We start from the raw sequence: 2,331 nt of genomic DNA, 5'->3' as shown, positions 1-2,331 counted from the left end.
GGTCTGACCGGGGCCGTGCCCGGGCCGCCCCGAGCGGCCGGGGCACGGGGCACGGCGACGAGGGCGAGCGGGCTCCCCCCGGCCGGGTTGTCGGTGGGGCGGGTGATGATAGGGGCTGTTTCGAGAGGCAGGACGGAAGGACACACCTGATGAGCTGGTGGCAGCAGCCACTGGTCGGCTTCGACCTGGAGACCACGGGCACCGACCCGGCCGTGGACCGCATCGTCACGGCCGCGCTCGTGGACACGGTCGGGGCCGCCCGGGTGGGGGCCGCGCACTGGCTGGTCGACCCCGGGGTGCCGATACCCGCCGAGGCGGAGGCGATCCACGGGATCGGGGACGAGGTGGCGCGGAGCAAGGGCAGACCGGCGAAGGAGGCGGTGGAGGAGATAGCCGCCGCACTGTGCGAGCGGATCGCCGCCGGACGGCCGGTGGTGGCGTTCAACGCGCCGTTCGACCTGTCGCTGCTCGACGCCGAGCTGCGCCGGTACGGGCTGGCGACGCTCGCCGAGCGCCTGGGCCGGCCGGTCGGGCCGGTGCTGGACGCGCTGGTGATCGACCGGGCCGTGGACAAGTACCGCAAGGGCTCGCGCACCCTGCAGCGGGTCTGCGAGCTGTACGGGGTGGAGCTGACGGACGCCCATGAGGCGGGCAGCGACGCGCTGGCCGCCGTCCGGGTCGCCGTCGCGCTGGCCGGGCGCTACCCGGCCGAGGTGGGAGCGGTGCCGCCCGCCGAGCTGCACCGGCGGCAGATCGACTGGTACCGGCAGTGGGCCGAGGGCCTCCAGGCCTGGTTGCGCCGCGGCAAGGACCCGCAGGCCGTGGTCGACCCGCGCTGGCCCGCCCGGTGACGGTACGCCCGGCCCTCCCCGCGGACCTGCCCGGCTTCCTCGCCCTCGCCGCCGAGGTCGAGCACTGGTTCGGCCCGATGGTCGCCGATCCGGGCTTCCACCGCGCGGTGCGCAGCAGCACCGACCGGGGCCTGGCGACCGTCGCCGAGGACGACCGGGGGCTGCTCGGCGGCCTGCTGTCCGGTGCCGGGAATGCGGGGCCCGAGCGGCCCCCGGTGTACCACCTGCACTGGCTCGTGGTGGCCGGGCGCGCCCGGGGCACCGGCGTCGGCCGGGAGCTGGTCGAGGACGTGCTGCGCCGCCACGTCCGGGGCCCGGCCACCGTCGAGGTGGTGACCTTCGGTCCGGACCACCCGGGCGCGGTGGCGAGCGGAGCCCGGGTCTTCTACGAGCGGCTGGGCTTCACTCCGGCCGAGGCCGCCGGCCCGGGCCCGGAGGGCGGTTCGCGGCAGGTCTACCGGCTGCGCGTCGACTGACGCCCGGCCGGCCCCGGGCCCACCGGATGGGCCGGGTCCGCGGGGAGGACGAAGACGTGCAGCGGGGCGGGTTGCCCGCCGCAGGGCGTCAGGCACCCTCGGGCGGGGCACGATGGTGGCCTCGGCGGTGTCCGGTGCCGGCGGGTCGTACCGGACGGTCAGCACCTGCCCGACCCGGGGCGCGAGGTGGGCCTGGACGCGGATCGCGCAGACCAGGCTGCGGGCGACGCCGTCGGGGGTCGTCCACCGAGTGGCACGAGGGGGAAGCCTCGGGGCGGCCGCCGACCGTGCTACGCGGCCGGGAAGTCGAAGGTGTACCCCTCGGCGACCATCCAGGGCAGCAGCTGCTTCAGCGCGGCCACGGTCTGGCTGCGGTCGCCGCCGCCGTCGTGCATCAGGACCACGCCACCGGGCTTGAGCTGCTTCTGCACGGCCGAGACGATGGCCGGCGTCCCCGGACGCGACCAGTCGCGCGGGTCGACGGACCAGCCGAGCGAGGACATCCCGAGGCCCGCGGTGATGTGCTCGTTGTCACTGTTGAAGCCGCCGCCCGGGGCACGGAACCAGCCCACCTCGGTGCCGGGGCCGCCTGCCTGGACGATCATGTCCCGGGCGGCGGTGATCTCGTACACGGCCTTGTCGTGCGGGAGCTTCGCGAACGGCTGCGGGTGGTGGACGCTGTGGTCGCAGAGTCGGTGCCCGGCGGCCAGTATGCGCTTGACCAAGGCGGGGTTGGCGGCGGCGTTCTGGCCTATCTCGCAGAAGGTGGCCTTGGCGTGGTACTGGGCCAGCAGGTCGAGGATCTGGCCGGTGGCCGGGCCGGGGCCGTCGTCGAAGGTGAGTGCGACGGTGCGGCCGCCGGAGGCGGTGGAGCCGATCACGGTGCCCGCCCCGGTGTGCGGGGGCGGCGCGGCGGGCGAGGACGGCTCGGCGGTCGGAGTGGCCGGTACGGTCGGGGCGGCAGGCGTGGTCGGGGCGGCAGGCGTGGCGGAGGCCGCCGGGGC

3 protein-coding genes are annotated in these 2,331 nt (G+C 76.2%); 2 read left to right on the top strand and 1 reads right to left on the bottom strand.

Annotated elements, in window-relative coordinates; genetic code table 11:
* The first annotated feature begins 149 nt into the window (after positions 1-149).
* Together KS423_RS43685 and KS423_RS43680 are read left to right on the top strand one after the other, a co-directional pair.
* A complete protein-coding gene (locus KS423_RS43685; RefSeq protein ID WP_224285246.1) occupies positions 150-851 on the top strand; it encodes an exonuclease domain-containing protein in 702 nt (233 codons plus the stop codon).
* Positions 848-1,327: a GNAT family N-acetyltransferase gene (locus KS423_RS43680; RefSeq protein ID WP_224285245.1), complete on the top strand. Its 480-nt coding sequence runs from the start codon at positions 848-850 to the stop codon at positions 1,325-1,327. The genes KS423_RS43685 and KS423_RS43680 overlap by 4 nt, the downstream gene beginning before the upstream one ends.
* Before the next feature lie 290 nt (positions 1,328-1,617).
* Here KS423_RS43680 and KS423_RS43675 read toward each other — a convergent pair.
* On the bottom strand, positions 1,618-2,331 hold a 714-nt coding region (locus KS423_RS43675; protein ID WP_224285244.1), incomplete at its 5' end, for a polysaccharide deacetylase family protein.

Origin of the sequence: Streptomyces sp. LS1784 (genome assembly GCF_020103755.1) — a bacterium.
Classification (GTDB): Bacteria; Actinomycetota; Actinomycetes; order Streptomycetales; family Streptomycetaceae; genus Kitasatospora.
This window is presented reverse-complemented; position numbering and strand designations above follow the sequence as displayed.

Excerpts from the sequence above, each read along its gene's own strand:
- KS423_RS43685 (WP_224285246.1), top strand. The coding sequence starts at position 150 with ATGAGCTGGTGGCAGCAGCCACTGGTCGGCTTCGACCTGGAGACCACG.